This is a genomic window from Thalassospira permensis NBRC 106175 (genome assembly GCF_000714555.1).
In the GTDB taxonomy this organism is placed as follows: Bacteria; Pseudomonadota; Alphaproteobacteria; order Rhodospirillales; family Thalassospiraceae; genus Thalassospira; species Thalassospira xiamenensis.
Genome location: NZ_AUNC01000029.1, coordinates 15701 through 32595, shown reverse-complemented (window position 1 = coordinate 32595; position 16895 = coordinate 15701). Strand labels below are relative to the sequence as shown.

Below are 16895 nucleotides of genomic sequence, written 5' to 3'. Positions count from 1 at the left end.
GAGGACTTTGTCAGCAGTCTGAAGCGGCCTGATATGGCCGCTTTCTTCAAAATCTTTGGTGCCCTCATGATAACGAGAGGGCCCGGCACTACTGTGCCGGTGCCACACCGGCCCCTTCAAGGGCCTCAACATCAAGAGAGAAGTCCGAAATCACCGCACCATATTCACCGACCGGCAAGGCTTCCTTGCCATCAATGCTGTAGGTAAGTGCCCCGGCATTACCGACTTCAAGCATTAGCCCGTTTTTATTGGGCACGCGATAGGTATCCCCCGCACTCAGCATCCGGGTCAGCAGGATGTTGCCATCACCTTCGCGAATGCGAACCCAACTGGTTTCGACCGCCTCAATGGTAACACGGCTGTCAAGATTGACCGCACCAAACACACGCCCGCCACCAACTTCGTCAACAGCCGGTGCTGCCGGAACAGAAGCCGTTTCCGCCGCTGGTGCAACTGGTGCCGATGACGGCGACTGTGCGGTTGATTGTTCCGGTGCTTGCGCTGTCGGGGCAGGTGCTTCGGCAACTTCGTTCTGTGCCGCAGGTGTTTCTGCCGGTACCGTATCAGCCACTTGCGGGGCTTCTGCGGTTTCCGCCACCGGTTCCTGTTCTGTCACGACAGATGCAGGTGCATTTGAATCATCCGCTGGCGCTTCCGCCGTTTCGGCAGGTTGCTCTGCCGATGCGGATGGCTCGACTTCTGCCGCACGGGCATCCGCCGCATTTTCAAGATTGCGTTCCGGAACGGCCTGCTCACCACCCGACGTATAACTTGCAAGACGCTCAGGCAGCGGATCAACGAGATCAGCAATCGTTTTGCCCTGGCTCGACAAGTAATACCAGCCACCATAGGCACCGATACCAAGCAATGCCGCAATCAGAAGAACCGCTCCACCGGGAACGCGGCTTTCCTGAACAGGTTTTGGGAAACTAAGCTCGCTTCGGGCTGCGGGCGCATTGCTTTCCACGCGGAAACGCCGCACGATTTCTGCCCCGTCAAGTCCGAGATGTTCGGCATAGGCTTTAACAAAGCCCAAACCATACGGGCCACCGGGCAACACCGAATAATCGCTGTTCTCGATCGCCTCGATATAAATCTTGCGGATACGCAATAACTGACAAACGTCTTCCACGCTCTGACCAAGGCTGTTCCTGGTATGGCGCAAAAGGCGTCCCACCTCGGTCTGGTCAGCGGAATTACCGGTATCTGCTTCCATCTTAATGTCATTTGACGGCCCATTTCCAGGCAAAGGCCTGAAACGCAAGCGCCCCCCGGATTGCTCGTCCAAATGATCTTCCTTTCGCTTTCCGATCGCCAACTCCGCACCCCCACGTTACGATCTAGCAATAAAAATAGCAGAATCCCCACCAAAAGCGATTGTTTTTAAAGTTTTACACCGTGATCTATTGCGAAAGCCTTAAGACGCGATCGCAATGACTTGGTCGAACTTCCCATCACCGACAGGACATATCCCTCAACGCTTCTCACATTCAGGCTCCGGACCATTTCCTTTACAGGACCGATAGAAGCCGGGGCCATGGACAAGCGGCGAATACCCAATCCGATCAGGGCCATCGCTTCAAGTGGTCGCCCGGCCATCTCGCCGCAGATGGTCAAACGCACATTCCGTTCGTCACATAATGTGACAAGCTGCCGCATAAATGCAAACACACTTGGCGAAAGTGTATCATATCGCCCTTCCAACCGCGGGTTTCCGCGATCAGCAGCGAACATGAACTGCAGCAGGTCGTTGGTTCCAACCGACAAAAAGTCGACACGCTCCAGAAGCGCCGGTGCTTGCCATATCAGCGCCGGAACCTCCAGCATCGCGCCAACCTCGACCCGGTTCGGTACATAGCCGCGTTCTGCTTCGCGTTTCAACTGCTGATCCAGAAGCGCCCTTGCCTGGTCGAACTCTGCGACTTCGGCAATCATCGGGAACATGACATACAGGTCCCGCTCATGGGCGGCCCGGATCAACGCGCGCAACTGATGAACAAGCACTGCAGGCCGATCCAGCGTAATGCGGATCGAGCGCCAGCCCATCGCCGGGTTCTCTTCTGTCATATCCTCCCAATAGGGCAACAATTTGTCACCCCCGACATCAAGCGTCCGAAACACGACCGGACGACCTTCCGCCTGTTCAAATATCCGGGTGTACAGCCGGGTCTGATCGCCAATATCTGGCATGGCCGATCTGACCATAAATGGAATTTCCGTCCGATAAAGCCCGATCCCGTCCGCGCCGCTTTCAATCACATGGGGTACATCGATCAAAAGCCCCGCATTGACGTTCAGCGAAATATCAATCTCGTCACATGTCCGGGACGGCATATCGCGCATCTGCGCATAAAGCGCCTTGCGCTCGGCCCGCGCACGAAGCGCACCGTCAATAACCGAACGGACATCTTCACTCGGCCGGACGAACAATTGTGCATTGTCGGCATCGACAATCAGCGGATCACCGGTTTCGACCTTGTCGAGAACCCCTTTAACCCCGCCCAGCACCGGAATATCCAGCGCACGCGCAACAATTGCCACATGTGACGTATGCGACCCTTCTTCAAGAGCAAGGCCGCGCAGGCGGGTATGATCATAATCCAGAAGTTCCGCCGGACCGATATTTCTCGCCACCAGAATGATATCGTCGGGCAACTCGCCAAAGGCCGGGGACTGATACTGCCCCGAAAGATGCTGCAGCAGACGGTTCGCCAGATCTTCAAGATCATGCAAACGTTCGCGCAGATACGGATCACTGACCTGGGCCATGCGCGCACGGGTATCATCATGAACCTTCTGAACCGCGGCTTCCGCCGTAAGGCCGGTATGGACCGCCTCGGTAATGCGGTTAAGCCACCCGGTATCCTGCGCAATCATTTTATAGGCTTCAAGGATATCGCCCGGATCATCATCGCCGCCACTGCTATCCATTCCCGCAACAGCTTCAAGCATTTTGTCGAGATGGTCCTGAAGCCCGCGCATGGCGTCGCGAAGCCGGGTCAGTTCCTCGTCCGGATCATCGGATACCATCCGGTCGATGACAATACGCGGCTCATGAAGAACCGCAACGCCCTTGCCAATCCCCGGTGCCAGACGCGCCCCACCAAGCCGCAAGGGCAAAAGCGCAATCCCGTCGGTCGGAATCAGTTCATCGCGGCTGACCAGTTCGCCACCGGCGACCATTTCGGCCAGCACCATGGCAACGTTTTCAAGCGCTTCCTGCTCGTCCTCTGAATAAAGACGTTCGGTCCGGTTCTGCACGGCAAGGACGCCAATGATACGGCCCCCACGCAGGATCGGCACACCGATCATGGAATGATAGATTTCCTCGCCGGTTTCCGGACGGTAAGCAAAGTTCGGATGGCCTTGCGCATCTTTAAGGTTAAGGGGCCGCGCATGGGCCGCCACATAACCGACAATCCCCTCGCCCACCCGAAGGCGGGTCATATGAACTGCCGCCGGTGCCAGACCGCAGGTCGCGAAAAGTTCCAGCACCTCGCCCGCGCGCATCACATAGACCGAACATACCTCCGCCACCATATCGGCGGCGATGATGGTCACGATCTGCCCAAGGCGCTCTTCTGCCGTCCCCGGACCAGCCATGACGTCGCGAACGCGCTTTAACAGGCGTCGCGGACCAGTGACTGCGGCGGACGGCATGCTCATCGGGTTTAACTGTCTCTTCTAACGAGGGACTGAACGGCCTGTTCGACCAGTTCTTCCAGAATTTCGGATACCGGTTGTTCTTTCTTTACCATACCAACCGACTGCCCTGCCATAACCGATCCGCCATCGACATCACCATCGATAACAGCCCGGCGAAGCGCACCGGCCCAGAAATGTTCGATCTCAAGCTGGGCTTCACCCTGATCAACCTCACCGGCGCGGAATTTGGCAATTACCTTGCGCTGGGTTTCAAGGAATTCATCGGTTCCCTTATTGGCAAGGGCGCGTACCGGAATAACCGGGAAACGTTCATCAAGCTGAACCGTGGTGACCGCATCGCGTGCGCTGGCACGAATGAAGGCCTTTTTGAAATCGGGATGCGCAATACATTCGGTTGCGCATACCAGTCGCGTACCGATCTGAACACCGGCCGCCCCCTGTTCAAGCAATCCGGTAATGGCTTCGCCGCGCGCGATGCCTCCGGCACAGAATACCGGAACATCGCGCATTTCCGGCAGGATTTCCTGCGCCAGAACCGTCAGGGAAACCGGGCCGATATGACCACCAGCTTCGCTGCCTTCGATCACCAGCGCATCCGCACCCGAGCGCACCAGTTTTTTGGCCAAAACCAGTGCCGGGGCAAAACAGATGACCTTGGCAAATTCCTTGGCTTTCTTGATCGCTGCCGATGACGGCAGACCACCGGCCAGAACGACATGACCGACTTCATGCTCACGGCAAACCTCGATCAGGTCATCAAGCATCGGGTGCATGGTGATCAGATTGACGCCAAACGGCTTTTTGGTCAGGGCCTTGGTCCCGGCGATTTCAGCCGACAGCAATTCCGGGGTCATCGACCCGCACGCAATCACACCAAAGCCACCGGCATTTGAAACCGCCGCCACAAGGTGACGTTCGGAAACCCAGGACATTGCACCCGCCATGATGGCGTAATCCGTTCCCAGAAATTCCTTGCCCGCCGCCCACAATTTTTCAAGGCGGGCGCGTGCGACATCGAATTTCGGATCTCTCATATCATTCTGTACCCCAAAGCAGAAATGCAGGAAACCAAGGGTTCCCTGCCATTTCATCATAAAGGCCGAAACCGATAGTTCCAGCTAGTATGTAATAATTGACGCAATTTAACAGTGACTTAATCACAGGCCATGCAAGTCACATTATATTAAATTACTCGGCATCAAGGCCATAAGCGGTATGAAGCGCGCGAACTGCCAGTTCGGTATATTCTTCGGCAATCAGAACGCTTACCTTGATTTCCGAGGTCGAAATGACCTGGATATTGATGCCTTTTTCCGCAAGCGTTTCGAACATCTTGCGCGCAACGCCAACGTGCGAACGCATGCCCACACCAATGATCGACACCTTGGTCACATCTGATGTGCTCAGCAATTCCTTATAGCCGATCTTGGCCGAATTGCCCTCAATCACCGACAGCGCACGTTTAAATTCGCCGCGCGGCACGGTAAAGGTCATGTCGGTGCTTTTACCGTCTTCTGAAACGTTCTGCACGATCATATCGACATTGATATTGGCCTCGGCCAGCGGGCCGAAGATAGAAGCAGCGATTCCCGGTTTGTCGGCGACTTTCACCAAGGTGATCTTGGCTTCGTCACGGCTATAGGCAATCCCGCTGACGACTTCCTGTTCCACGATTTCGTCCTCGTCTACAACAAGTGTTCCTTCCGCATCACTAAAGGAGGAGCGGACCTGTACCCGGACGCGATGGTTCATGGCCATCTCGACAGAACGGGTCTGAAGGACCTTCGCACCAAGCGATGCCAGTTCCAGCATTTCTTCGTAGGTAATCTTTTCGATCTTGCGCGCCTTGGGCACGATGCGCGGATCGGTCGTGTAAACCCCGTCAACATCGGTATAGATATCGCAACGATCCGCCTTCAGAGCCGCGGCAAGCGCCACCGCAGAAGTATCCGAACCGCCACGGCCCAGCGTGGTAATGCGGTTGTCAGGTGCGATCCCCTGGAAACCGGCAACACAGACAACCTCGCCGCTATTCATGCGCTTGTCGAGTTCGGTTGTATCGATTTCCTTGATACGTGCCTTGGCATGCGCGCCATCGGTCTTGATCGGAATCTGCCAGCCAAGCCATGAACGTGCTGGTACGTCAATGCTTTGCAGCGCCATGGCGATCAGGCCAACTGTCACCTGCTCGCCCGATGATACGATCACGTCATATTCACGCGCGTCATACATCGGCGAAATTTCATCAGCCCAGCCAACCAGTTCGTTGGTCTTGCCCGACATTGCCGAAACAACAACCGCTACCTGGTTCCCGGCATCGACCTCGGATTTGACCCGACGGGCGACGTTCTTGATCTTTTCGACATCGGCGACCGATGTGCCGCCGAATTTCATGACAATACGGGCCATGAAGTATCCCCGCTAAGCTTGCCATCCATCGGTGCTCCGAAGAAGACGGCATGTGATCCGGCCCTCGATCGATTGGCGCAGGCCATCAATGCGGCGCGCCGCCTGATCCGGGCGGCGTTATCAATACTGCCATACTCTTTTGGAAACAAGCATCAACGCAGGGGAAAATTGCATCGATTCATTTTTTATTCGGGTTTGATGCGCCAGATGCCTCCCCAAGGGCGCAAACCGCGAAACATCCTGCGAATTCTTACCTGAAAACCCTGACAACACATGCGATTGGCGCAAGGCACGTTTCGATTTCCCTCATGCTGGCAAAGCCCTCATTCGCCCGGCGTCAGGACCTTGATGCCCGGCAAACTATTGCCTTGCCGGGCGCGCCCGCGTAAACAGGGCAAAGAAAATCAACGTCACGCCATCGGAGCCGTCCATGTCGCACGCATCCGCCAATAACAGCCGCACCGCCAATGCCGAGGAAATCGCACGCTTTTCCGCAATGGCCGAAAAATGGTGGGACCCGAACGGCGCGATGAAGCCCCTGCACAAGTTCAATCCGATCCGCTTGCAGCTTCTGCGCGACAATATCGCTGCCCATCTCGGACGCGATGCCAACCAGCTTGACGTCCTGAAAGATGTCGAAATCATCGATATCGGTTGCGGTGCCGGTCTTCTGTCCGAACCGCTGGCACGCATGGGCGCAAAAATGACGTCAATCGACGCAGCCGAAAACAATATCGAAGTCGCAAAAGTCCACGCTGTGCAATCGGGCCTTGCCATTGATTATCGCAATTGCACCCCGGAAATGCTGGTCGACGAGGGCAAGCAGTTCGATATCGTTCTGAATATGGAAGTCATCGAACATGTCGATGACCCGCAATTCTTCATGCAGGCCTGTGCGGCGTTACTCAAACCCGGCGGGTTGATGTTTGTTGCCACCCTGAACCGGACGATCAAATCGCTGGCTCTGGCAAAATTCGGCGCTGAATACATCCTGCGCTGGTTGCCTGCTGGCACCCATGACTGGCGCAAATTCGTCAAACCATCGGAAATGTCGGGTTTGCTGCGCGGTGCCGGTCTTGATCTCGTGGATATCACCGGTGTGACCTACAACCCGATCACCGATAAATGGTCAGCCGCCCCGCGCGATCTTGACATCAATTATATGGTGATCGCGCAAAAACCCGCCAAAGCCTGATCCTATAGCTGACAACGTATTTTAGGACGGCACATCAGGCATGAAGGGAGCAAAGCGGGATCGAGCCCCTAATTCTTCTTGCTCTCGTCAAGCCATGGCAACGCCTGAACATCAATGCCTTCATCGATCAGTTCGGCTGTTTCTTTAAGCGATGCCTCGCCATAAATGCCGCGCTTTTCGGTTTCGCCGTAATGAATTTTGCGGGCTTCCTCGGCGAACTTTGTGCCGACATGCTCGCAGTTTTCCTCGACCTGCTTGCGGATTTCGGCCATTGCCGTACGGGTTGCTTCGGCCATGGCGACCTGACGGGTCTTTTCGGCGGCTTCCTCTTTCTGGCGCGACGTCCGAAGACGCGGTGCCATCAACGCCTTTCCGACATTGGCCGTTCCACAAAACGGGCATGACAATTCACCGCTGGCAGCCTGAGTGTCATAAGTGGCACCGTCTTTAAACCAGCCTTCAAATTCGTGATCATGTTCGCATTTAAGCTGAAAGAGGATCATGGTGTTGTTTTGTTCAAGCAAACCGTAACAATTGCAAGGTGTTTTGATATCAATGATATAGCGACACCCTGCCCGAAACGCCAGTTTCAAGCGGCTCCTTCAATAACCAAGATTTATGAAAATGTCATCATTAATGCCATCGGACTGGGTTACCCGTCATTCCCCACCCTGCCCCGCGACCGGTGGAACGGCCCTTGATCTTACCTGTGGCAAGGGTCGTCACAGTTTCTGGCTGGCGGATCAGGGATGGCAGGTCACAGCCCTTGATCGCGATCTGTCGGATACGGGAACCGGTGAAAACACCGGAATTGAGTGGATCGAAGCAAATCTTGAATCTGGTCCCTGGCCGCTTGGGGACCGGCAATTTGATCTGGTGGTGGTCGTAAATTACCTGCACCGACCGCTATTTGAAAATCTTCGCGATGCGATCAAATCCGGTGGCACTTTGCTTTATGAAACCTTCATGATCGGTAACGAAGCATTCGGCCGCCCCCGATCACCAGAATTCCTTCTGCACCCTGGCGAACTGCAAAACGCCTTTTCCGGCTGGAAAATCAACGCATTCGAGCAGGGCCCTCAATACAAACCAGCCACAGCCGTTCCCTTCGCTGTGAAACAATTCCTGTCGACCTGCAAACCATAGGCAAAGCAGGCCGCAACAATTCCGTAACACACTGGAATAAAAATAAAAATAAACACAAGTGTCATAATTAAAACAGCTGGTTTCTGGCATCTTCCTCGGCGCTAGTTTTAGCATTTGGCAGAGAGAGAAAACCATGACAGAACACTTTGAAATCGTCGAGGATCGCGATGACATTCCGTCGAACCCGACAAACAATCCGCGTGTAGCCGACCTGATCAATGCCCGCCTTTCCCGCCGTGGCTTTTTCAAGGGGCTGATGGCAACCTCGGCCGTCGCCGGCGCCGGTATCGCGACCTCCGGCATTGCCCGTGCGCAGGACGCATCGACCCTGACCTTCAAATCGATCCCGCAGAAAATCACCGAAACTCATGCGGTAGCCGACGGTTACGATGCCGACGTCCTGATTCGCTGGGGCGACAAGGTTGCTGCCGATGCACCGGCCTTCGTTCCGGGTGCTGTTGACGCAACCGCCCAGAATAAACAGTTCGGCTATAACTGTGACTATGTTGGCTATATGCCGCTGCCGGTCGGCTCGGACAATTCCGAACACGGCCTTCTGTGCGTCAGCCATGAATACACCAATGCGGAAATGATGTGGCCGGGACTCAAGGATGCCATGGGCGCATCACAAGAACAGGCCCTTCACGAAATTGCCGCCCACGGCCATTCCATCGTCGAAATCAAAAAGACCAATGGCAAATGGCAGGTCATCGACGGGTCAAATTATGCACGCCGCATTTCGGCCCTTGATACCGAAATGGCCATCTCCGGCCCGGCCGCCGGCCATGACCGCCTGAAAACCAGCTCTGACCCGACCGGCACGCGGGTCATCGGCACGCTGAACAACTGTGCGGGCGGCAAAACCCCGTGGGGCACCATCCTGATCGCCGAGGAAAACTTCAACGGCTATTTCGGGGGCGATATCGCCAAAACCAGCGAAGAACGCAACTACAAGCGCCTCGGCATCTCGCCGGACAGCTGGTATTCTTGGGTAAAATATTTCGACCGTTTCAATGTTGAAAAAGAACCGAACGAACCGAACAAGTTCGGCTGGATGGTGGAAATCGACCCCTACGATCCGACATCAATGCCCAAAAAACGCACCGCGCTTGGCCGCTTCAAACACGAAGGCGCAACCGTTATCGTCAACAAGGATAACTCGGTTGTTGCCTATTCCGGCGACGATCAGCGTTTCGACTATCTCTATAAATTTGTTGCGGCGAACAAATACAATCCGAATGATCGCGCCGCAAACATGGACCTGCTCGACGAAGGCACGCTGTACGTTGCCCGGTTCAACGATGACGGTACCCTCGACTGGATGCCGATTATCTTTGGCGAAGGCCCGCTGACCGCCGAAAACGATTTCAACAGCCAGGCCGATGTCCTGATCGAAACCCGCCGTGCGGCTGACCTTCTGGGTGCTACCCAGATGGACCGCCCCGAAGATGTCGAACCGAACCCGGTCAACGGCAAGGTCTACGTTATGCTGACCAATAACAGCAAACGCAAGGAACCCAATGCCGCCAACCCGCGTGCAGCCAACCCGCATGGTCATGTTCTTGAACTGACTCCTCCGGGGGGTATGGGCAAGGATGCGGATCACACCGCAAATCGCTTCACTTGGGACATCATGATTGCTGCGGGCAATCCTGCCAATCCGGATGACAAGGCGGTTTACCACCCTGCTGCCGAAGCCTGGGTATCCTGCCCTGACAATATGGCAATCGACCATCGTGGTCGTTTGTGGATTTCGTCTGACGGAGCACAGGGTTCCGACATTCCTGATGGCATGTGGGCAACCGATGTTGATGGGCCGGGTCGTGCATTGACCAAATTCTTCTTTGCCTGCCCGGTTGGCGCTGAAATGTGCGGCCCGGAATTCACCCCGGACGGAACGACCCTGTTTGTCGCGGTTCAGCACCCGGCAGATGGTTCGACCTATGACGCACCCAGCACCCGCTGGCCGGACTTCAAGGACGGCGTTCCGGCACGTCCGTCAGTAGTTGCGATCACCAAGCAGGGCGGCGGCGAAATCGCAAGCTAAGGCCACGAAACACACCTGATGGACCACACGCTGGTCCTGAAGAAAATGGCGGCGGGCAAGGATGTATTTCCGGTCCGCCGTCCTTGTTTTACCTGCTATGTCGGTTCATTCGCACATCGGAATATTGGTCAAATTGTTCAAGGCTTTAGTTTGGAATAAATCCAATTCATGAAGCTTCGAGCCCCAAAATACATTCACCCGAACATTGTAACCTATCAATCACATTAGCTTCACCAAACCGCCCCTTATCGATCTTAAAATGAGAACCATTCGCTGCATGGCAGAGTGCAGCCGAATATTCCGTTCGATAAGGGAGAACATCGAAATGAAACGCCTTCTTGTCGCTTCCGCACTGGCTGGTGCCATGTGTGCGAACGTTGCTGTTGCCGCTGACATGCTGCCGCAGGCCAATGATCCGTATTTCGTCGCCGCCCAGCAGACCCTGCAGCAGAAACTGCAACAGCAGGCCAACACCAGCCGCGCCAAGAACATCATCCTGTTCGTTGGCGACGGCATGAGCATCCCGACCGTTACCGCAGCCCGCATCTATGAAGGCCAGAAGCGCGGTGTGGACGGCGAAAGCAACAGCCTCGCCTTCGGCCAGTTCCCGAACGTTGCCCTTGCCAAAACCTATACCCACGACGGACAGATCGCAGACTCGGCTCCGACCGCATCGGCGATGATGGCTGGCGTCAAAATGAATAACGGCACCATCGGCGTCAGCTCGGACGTTGTCCGTGGCGATTGCAAGGCACAGCTTGCCCATCCGGTCAAAAGCCTTGCGGCCCAGGCCGAAGAACAGGGCATGTCGACAGGCGTGATTTCCACCGCCCGTCTGACCCATGCGACCCCGGCAGCAACCTATGTTCACACCTCCGATCGTAACTGGGAAAGCGACAGCGACCTCTCTGATGCTGCCAAAGCGGATGGTTGCAAAGACATTGCAGCCCAGCTGATTGAATGGTCGGCGGGCGACGGGCTGGAAGTTGCCTTTGGTGGCGGTCGCCGCATGTTCATGGACAAAACCATGGAAGACCCGGAAGACAAGGGCAAGATGGGCCAGCGTTCCGACGGTCGCGATCTGACCAAGGAATGGGTTGATGCCAAGGGTAAAGGCGCGTCCTACATCTGGAACAAAGAACAGTTTGATGCGATCGACGTTGCATCGGCAAAGCATGTTCTGGGTCTGTTTGACCGCTCGCACATGGAATATGAAGCCGACCGCGCCAAAGATGCAGCTGGCGAACCGAGCCTGGCCGAAATGACTGGCAAGGCAATTGATATTCTGTCGAAAAACGACAAGGGTTACTTCCTGATGGTTGAAGCCGGTCGTATCGACCATGCCCATCACGAAGGCAATGCGGCCCGCGCGCTTGAAGACACCGTCGCACTGAACGACGCGGTCAAGGAAGCCATGGGCAAGGTCAATCTTGACGATACCCTGATCATCGTCACGGCCGATCACTCGCACACCATGACCATTTCCGGCTATTCCAGCCGCGGCAATCCGATCCTTGGCGTTTCCGAGGAAAAGGGCGACGACGGCAAACCTTACACCACCCTTGGCTACATGAACGGCCCGGGTGCGCTTAAGGACGAAGTCCGTGCCGACCTGACCAATGTCGACACCACCGACATTGACTTCCTTCAGCAGGCACTGGTCCCGATGAGCAGCGAAACCCATGCTGGCGATGATGTTGCCATCTTTGCCAACGGCCCGTGGTCGCACCTGTTCAGCGGTGTCGTTGAACAGAACTTCATCTACCACGTCATGTCCTATGCCTCGAAAATCGAAGACCGCATGGCTTCGAAATAAGGCTTGCGTCTGATACCGCCGACCGCAGCGAACTGCGGTCGGCATTTTCTTTGATGGAGATTTACATGATCGTCGGACGCCGCACATTCATTGCAGGTGCAGCCGCCACCGCCGGGATGCTGATCGCCCCGCCGGCCTTTGCACGCGACCGGATCAAAATTCCCGATATTTACGAAACCCAGAACGAATTTTCCGTTCAGGCCAAGACATTCGCCAAAGATAAAAGTCGCATCGAAATTACCGGCTTCATGGCTCCGCCACTTAAGGCGGAGGCATCCTTTTTCGTACTGACCCGTCGCCCGATGTCAGTTTGCCCGTTCTGCGAAACATCCGCCGACTGGCCGGTCGATATTGTCTTTGTCAGAACCCGCGAAAGGGTCGACGCCGTCGCCTTTAACCGCATGATCGTCACGAGCGGCATTCTCGAGCTCGGCGAAGCCAAAGATGAGGAAACCGGATTTGTCAGCCTTGTCCGACTTGTCGATGCAGAGTTCGAAGTCCTCTAAGCCCGGCGCAGATCAAAGCGCGTCGGACCTGTTGCGGATTTCGGATCTTCAACTGCGCTATCATCGCAATACGGCCCCGGTCATCAGCCTGCCATCCCTTGCCATCCATCAGGGCGAGGTCGTTGGCATTTCCGGCCCGTCGGGGTCGGGGAAGTCCAGCCTGCTTTATCTGATCAGCGGCCTTTTGCGTCCGACAGGCGGCAATATCATCTGGAACGGAACCGATATCACCAGCCTGTCCGAAGGCGCATCTGATCGCTGGCGCCGCCAATCGATCGGTTTTGTCTTTCAGGATTTCCATCTGATTGATGAAGTCAGCCCGCTTGAAAATGTTCTGATCCCGGCAAGCTTTGCCGGATGGCGCATTTCACCAGAAACCCGTAAACGCGCCTATGATCTTCTTGATCAGGTCGGCGTCCCGATGGCGCGTAAAAGCACATCGGACCTATCGCGCGGCGAACAGCAACGCGTGGCGATTGCACGTGCCCTTCTGTTCGATCCGCCGATCATCCTTGCTGATGAACCAACCGCAAGCTTGGATGACACAGCAAGCCAGATCGCGACTGACATTCTGTTTTCACTTGCCGGATCAAACCGCACCCTGATCACCGTCAGCCACGACCGCGACGTGATTGATCGCTGCGCGCGCATCCTGAAATTCGACAAGGGCCATCTTGTGGATGATGCGACCACCAACCGGGCGGAGGGCACATGAACCCGTTTCCCATCGTCATTGCAAGCCTGCGCCGCCACTGGATCATGAATATTCTGTTCGTGCTGCTGATCGCGGTTGCGGTTGCCATTGGTGTCGGCATTACCGCACAGGAACGTGCACTGCGCCAAGGCAGCGCCAAGGCCGCCGACAAATTCGACATCCTTATCGCCGCCCCCGGCAGCCAGACCGAAATCGTCATGAACACGATTTTCCTGCGCCATAGCGCGATCAATCTACTCGATGGTCAACACTGGGCCAGCCTGATGACCGACCCGCGGGTTGAAATCGCCGCCCCGCTTGCCTTTGGCGATAGCTGGCAGGATTACAGCATTGTCGGATCGACGCCGCAATTCGTAGCCTATCTGTCGGATGGACTGGCAAACGGCCATATATTTGAAAACATCGAACAGGCCGTTATCGGTGCTGCCGTCCCGCTTGAAATAGGCGATGAATTCGAGCCCAGCCACGGTCATGGTGCCGAAGCCGAGCTTGAACATCATCACGGCGTTCATCTACAAGTCGTCGGCAAGATGAAGCCCACCGGAACCCCGTGGGATAGTGCGATCATCGTTGCCGTCGAGCAGGTCTGGGATATCCATGCCCTGCCAACCGGCCATGATGAAGACGAAGATCACGACCATAACGGTGCCGCAGAAGAACATCATGACGAACATGAAGATCATGATCATGACGAAGCAGCGGAACATCACGACGAGGATCACGAGCACGAGCACGAGCACGAACATCAGGTGATGGACCATATCGGCCCGCCCTTTGATGCCGATGCCCTGCCCGGTGTTCCGGCACTGGTTGTCCGCCCCAAAAGCGTCGCAGCCGCCTATACGCTGCGTGCCGATTACCGGACAGACCACAGCACCGCCTTCTTCCCGGCCGAGGTTCTGGTGGAAATGTATCGCCTGCTGGGCAATGCCGGTTCGGTGATGCGTGCCATGGCACTGGGATCACAGGGACTGGTCGTTGCCGCCATTCTGGCCGCGATCCTGGCATTGATGCAGCTTTATCGCAAACAATTCGCTGTCCTGCGCGCTCTTGGCGCACCGCGAAGCTATGTGTTTGGCGCGATCTGGTCCTATGTCTCGATCCTTGTCGTGATCGGTGCCATTGCCGGTCTTGGACTTGGCTGGTTTGTTGCCCAATCGGTTTCTACCGTCTTTACGGCCGAAACCGGTATGGCGTTACAGGCAACAATTTCAGGCTCAGAACTATCGCTTGCCGGTGGCTTTGTCCTGATTGGCCTGATCCTGGCCACGGTTCCGGCCTTCCTGCTTTATCGGCGGCCAGTCGTCGAGGCCTTGCGCAACTCATAAAAACGCCCCCAGCAGACCAATCTGCCGGGGGCATTTCATCCTGAGGTCACCTTACTTCACCGGGGCTGTCCCGTCATAGGTGCCGTCATTATCGCGGATCGCCTTCCAGCTTTTATCCGACGCGTCCTTGGCTTCAAGCGACGTCCAATTACCTTCGGACTTGTTGATATTCCCACTGATATCGCTGGACCAGAAACCAGCCACCGTCGGCGTGATGTTCAGATAAAGCGCCCCGTCGACAATCCGCCAAAGGTTCGGGTTTGCCGGAACCTTGCCCCCCTGTGCGATGCCATAGGCACAATGCCCGTCATATTTCGGCGCATATTTTGCTGGATTGGCAACAAACATGTCGCGATGCTCCTCGGATGCAAACGCCCATGTCGCACCGTTGTAATTGGCGGTAATATCGGCACGACCCGGCACCGCACGTGGCTGTGCCCCGCCCGGCTCCGCCTGTTTCAGATCGAAATAGGCCACCGGATCATACCCGCTGATTGCAAAGCCGGTTTCATCAACATATTGCTCCCCGGCAAAAGCCGCCCCTGACGCCGCTACCATCACGCACGAGGCCAGTAAAATACGCTTAAGCATGACCATAAAACTCCGTTTGCTGTCTTGATGATCACAGACTGCAAAAAGCGCCCCCAAAGGTAAAATGACGTTGCGACACTGTTTCGTGAAGCCGCGTGACCAATGGCGTCCAAAATCGAGCTGATCACGAATTTTCCTATTGACATCAACTTAAGTTAAGGAATTACACAGAAAACAGTTGAGAGAAAAACATAAAGGAAATCACCATGAGTGATGCATTTTTGGAACATGTGAATTTCACCGTCGCTGATCCGGCCAAAACGGCTACACAATTATGCGACTGGTTTGGCTGGCATGTGCGCTGGAACGGTCCGGCAAAGGATAACGGCATCAGCTATCATGTCGGCAGTGATACAAGCTATGTCGCCGTCTATTCCGGCGGAACACCGGTAAGTTCGGACGAAAATTCCTATCGCACGCTGGGTGGGATGAACCATGTCGCCATTGTGGTTGACGACCTTGATGCCACCGAAAAGAAAATCCTCGCCAGCGGCCTTAAAACCCACAATCACGCAGATTACGAGCCCGGCCGCCGGTTCTATTTCCATGATGAAAACGGCATTGAGTTCGAGGTGGTCAGCTATAACTGACCACCTGCCAGACGGCGATTAAATCAGCACGGTTTATACGCCCGGTCATTATGAAGCGACGGCACCATCCGCCGAATGTCTTCGACCCGGTCCAGATCGATCTCGGCGGTAACAAAGCCGGGATCGGTCCCCGCATCGGCAAGAACCTCGCCCCACGGATCGATAATAAGCGAATGGCCGAATGTCTGCCGGTTGCCCGGATGATCACCACACTGTGCGGCTGCAACCACATAACAACCATTTTCAATCGCGCGTGACCGCAACAGATTGTGCCAGTGCGCCTGCCCGGTCGTGCGCGTAAACGCCGCCGGGATCGACAGAATCTTTGCCCCCGCCTTGGCATAATCACGGAAAAGCTGCGGGAACCGGACGTCATAGCAAATCGCGATGCCGATATCGCCGATATTGGTTTTGGCAAGCCGTGCCTGATCGCCGGGGCAGAATGTTTTACTTTCGCGGTAACTTTCCCCATTCGCCAGATCGACATCAAACATATGGATCTTGTCATAGGATGTGATCACCGCCCCGTCCGGGCCAATCACAAAACAACGATTGGCAACCCGGTCTTCGCCCGGCACCTTCACATGCAATGACCCGACAATCAGGGTCGATTTCAATTCTTCGGCCAGATCGCAGAAAAATGTAAGGGCCGGATGATCGGCCTCGTCAAAGGCGGCTGTCCGCACCTTTTCCCCGCCAAACGACATCATCGAAACATTTTCCGGAAACGCAATAAGCGTCGCCCCCGCCGCATGGGCATCGCGCGCATAGGTCGCGGCACGTGCAAGGTTGTCGCTCATATTGTCACGCGCATTCACCTGGACACAGGCAGCAATGAAACGGGCCATGACATCGTCTCCTTATCGTTGTTCTGCGATAATCATGG

The 16895-nt window shown here is 55.6% G+C and carries 15 protein-coding genes; 8 read left to right on the top strand and 7 right to left on the bottom strand.

Annotated elements, in window-relative coordinates; genetic code table 11:
- Positions 1 to 88 precede the first annotated feature (88 nt).
- The 4 genes from SMB34_RS14390 to SMB34_RS14375 form a co-directional block, all read right to left on the bottom strand.
- Complete coding sequence (locus tag SMB34_RS14390) at positions 89 to 1216, bottom strand: helix-turn-helix domain-containing protein (protein ID WP_037991028.1); 1128 nt, start codon at positions 1214 to 1216, stop codon at positions 89 to 91.
- Positions 1217 to 1383: 167 nt separating this feature from the next.
- Positions 1384 to 3666, bottom strand: a complete 2283-nt coding sequence (gene ptsP, locus SMB34_RS14385) for a phosphoenolpyruvate--protein phosphotransferase (RefSeq protein WP_007091121.1) — start codon at positions 3664 to 3666, stop codon at positions 1384 to 1386.
- Positions 3667 to 3671: 5 nt separating this feature from the next.
- A complete protein-coding gene (locus SMB34_RS14380) occupies positions 3672 to 4700 on the bottom strand; it encodes an NAD(P)H-dependent flavin oxidoreductase (RefSeq protein WP_037991039.1) in 1029 nt (342 codons plus the stop codon).
- Between the two features lie 154 nt (positions 4701 to 4854).
- Positions 4855 to 6075, bottom strand: coding sequence for an aspartate kinase (locus SMB34_RS14375; RefSeq protein ID WP_007091123.1), 1221 nt, complete (start codon positions 6073 to 6075; stop codon positions 4855 to 4857).
- Positions 6076 to 6505: 430 nt separating this feature from the next.
- Between SMB34_RS14375 and ubiG the strand changes: the two genes are divergently transcribed.
- A complete protein-coding gene (ubiG, locus tag SMB34_RS14370; RefSeq protein WP_037991026.1) occupies positions 6506 to 7270 on the top strand; it encodes a bifunctional 2-polyprenyl-6-hydroxyphenol methylase/3-demethylubiquinol 3-O-methyltransferase UbiG in 765 nt (254 codons plus the stop codon).
- A 68-nt stretch (positions 7271 to 7338) separates the two neighbouring features.
- On the opposite strand, the gene SMB34_RS14365 is transcribed toward ubiG, so the two are convergent.
- Positions 7339 to 7773 carry a DUF1178 family protein gene (locus SMB34_RS14365; protein ID WP_037991038.1) on the bottom strand — a complete coding sequence of 145 codons (435 nt, stop codon included), beginning with the start codon at positions 7771 to 7773 and terminating at the stop codon, positions 7339 to 7341.
- Positions 7774 to 7894: 121 nt separating this feature from the next.
- Here SMB34_RS14365 and SMB34_RS14360 point away from each other — a divergent pair, with 121 nt between their 5' ends.
- The 6 genes from SMB34_RS14360 (at position 7895) to SMB34_RS14335 (ending at position 14828) form a co-directional block, all read left to right on the top strand.
- Positions 7895 to 8416 (top strand): class I SAM-dependent methyltransferase, encoded by a 522-nt coding sequence (locus SMB34_RS14360; protein WP_037991036.1) that lies wholly within the window; start codon positions 7895 to 7897, stop codon positions 8414 to 8416.
- 133 nt (positions 8417 to 8549) lie between these two features.
- Positions 8550 to 10463, top strand: a complete 1914-nt coding sequence (locus SMB34_RS14355; RefSeq protein WP_037991024.1) for a PhoX family protein — start codon at positions 8550 to 8552, stop codon at positions 10461 to 10463.
- Between the two features lie 325 nt (positions 10464 to 10788).
- Positions 10789 to 12279 carry an alkaline phosphatase gene (locus tag SMB34_RS14350; protein WP_037991014.1) on the top strand — a complete coding sequence of 497 codons (1491 nt, stop codon included), beginning with the start codon at positions 10789 to 10791 and terminating at the stop codon, positions 12277 to 12279.
- Between the two features lie 65 nt (positions 12280 to 12344).
- Positions 12345 to 12785, top strand: a complete 441-nt coding sequence (locus tag SMB34_RS14345) for a hypothetical protein (RefSeq protein ID WP_007091129.1) — start codon at positions 12345 to 12347, stop codon at positions 12783 to 12785.
- Complete coding sequence (locus tag SMB34_RS14340; RefSeq protein WP_051682313.1) at positions 12763 to 13500, top strand: ABC transporter ATP-binding protein; 738 nt, start codon at positions 12763 to 12765, stop codon at positions 13498 to 13500. The genes SMB34_RS14345 and SMB34_RS14340 overlap by 23 nt, the downstream gene beginning before the upstream one ends.
- Complete coding sequence (locus tag SMB34_RS14335) at positions 13497 to 14828, top strand: FtsX-like permease family protein (protein WP_007091131.1); 1332 nt, start codon at positions 13497 to 13499, stop codon at positions 14826 to 14828. The genes SMB34_RS14340 and SMB34_RS14335 overlap by 4 nt, the downstream gene beginning before the upstream one ends.
- Positions 14829 to 14879: 51 nt before the next feature.
- Here SMB34_RS14335 and SMB34_RS14330 read toward each other — a convergent pair whose 3' ends face one another.
- Complete coding sequence (locus SMB34_RS14330; protein WP_240478835.1) at positions 14880 to 15419, bottom strand: YHS domain-containing (seleno)protein; 540 nt, start codon at positions 15417 to 15419, stop codon at positions 14880 to 14882.
- A 206-nt stretch (positions 15420 to 15625) separates the two neighbouring features.
- Here SMB34_RS14330 and SMB34_RS14325 point away from each other — a divergent pair, with 206 nt between their 5' ends.
- Positions 15626 to 16009, top strand: coding sequence for a VOC family protein (locus SMB34_RS14325; RefSeq protein ID WP_037991009.1), 384 nt, complete (start codon positions 15626 to 15628; stop codon positions 16007 to 16009).
- A gap of 23 nt (positions 16010 to 16032) precedes the next feature.
- Here the strand turns inward: SMB34_RS14325 and SMB34_RS14320 are convergent, their stop codons facing one another.
- A complete protein-coding gene (locus SMB34_RS14320) occupies positions 16033 to 16857 on the bottom strand; it encodes a carbon-nitrogen hydrolase family protein (protein ID WP_037991006.1) in 825 nt (274 codons plus the stop codon).
- Positions 16858 to 16895 lie beyond the last annotated feature (38 nt).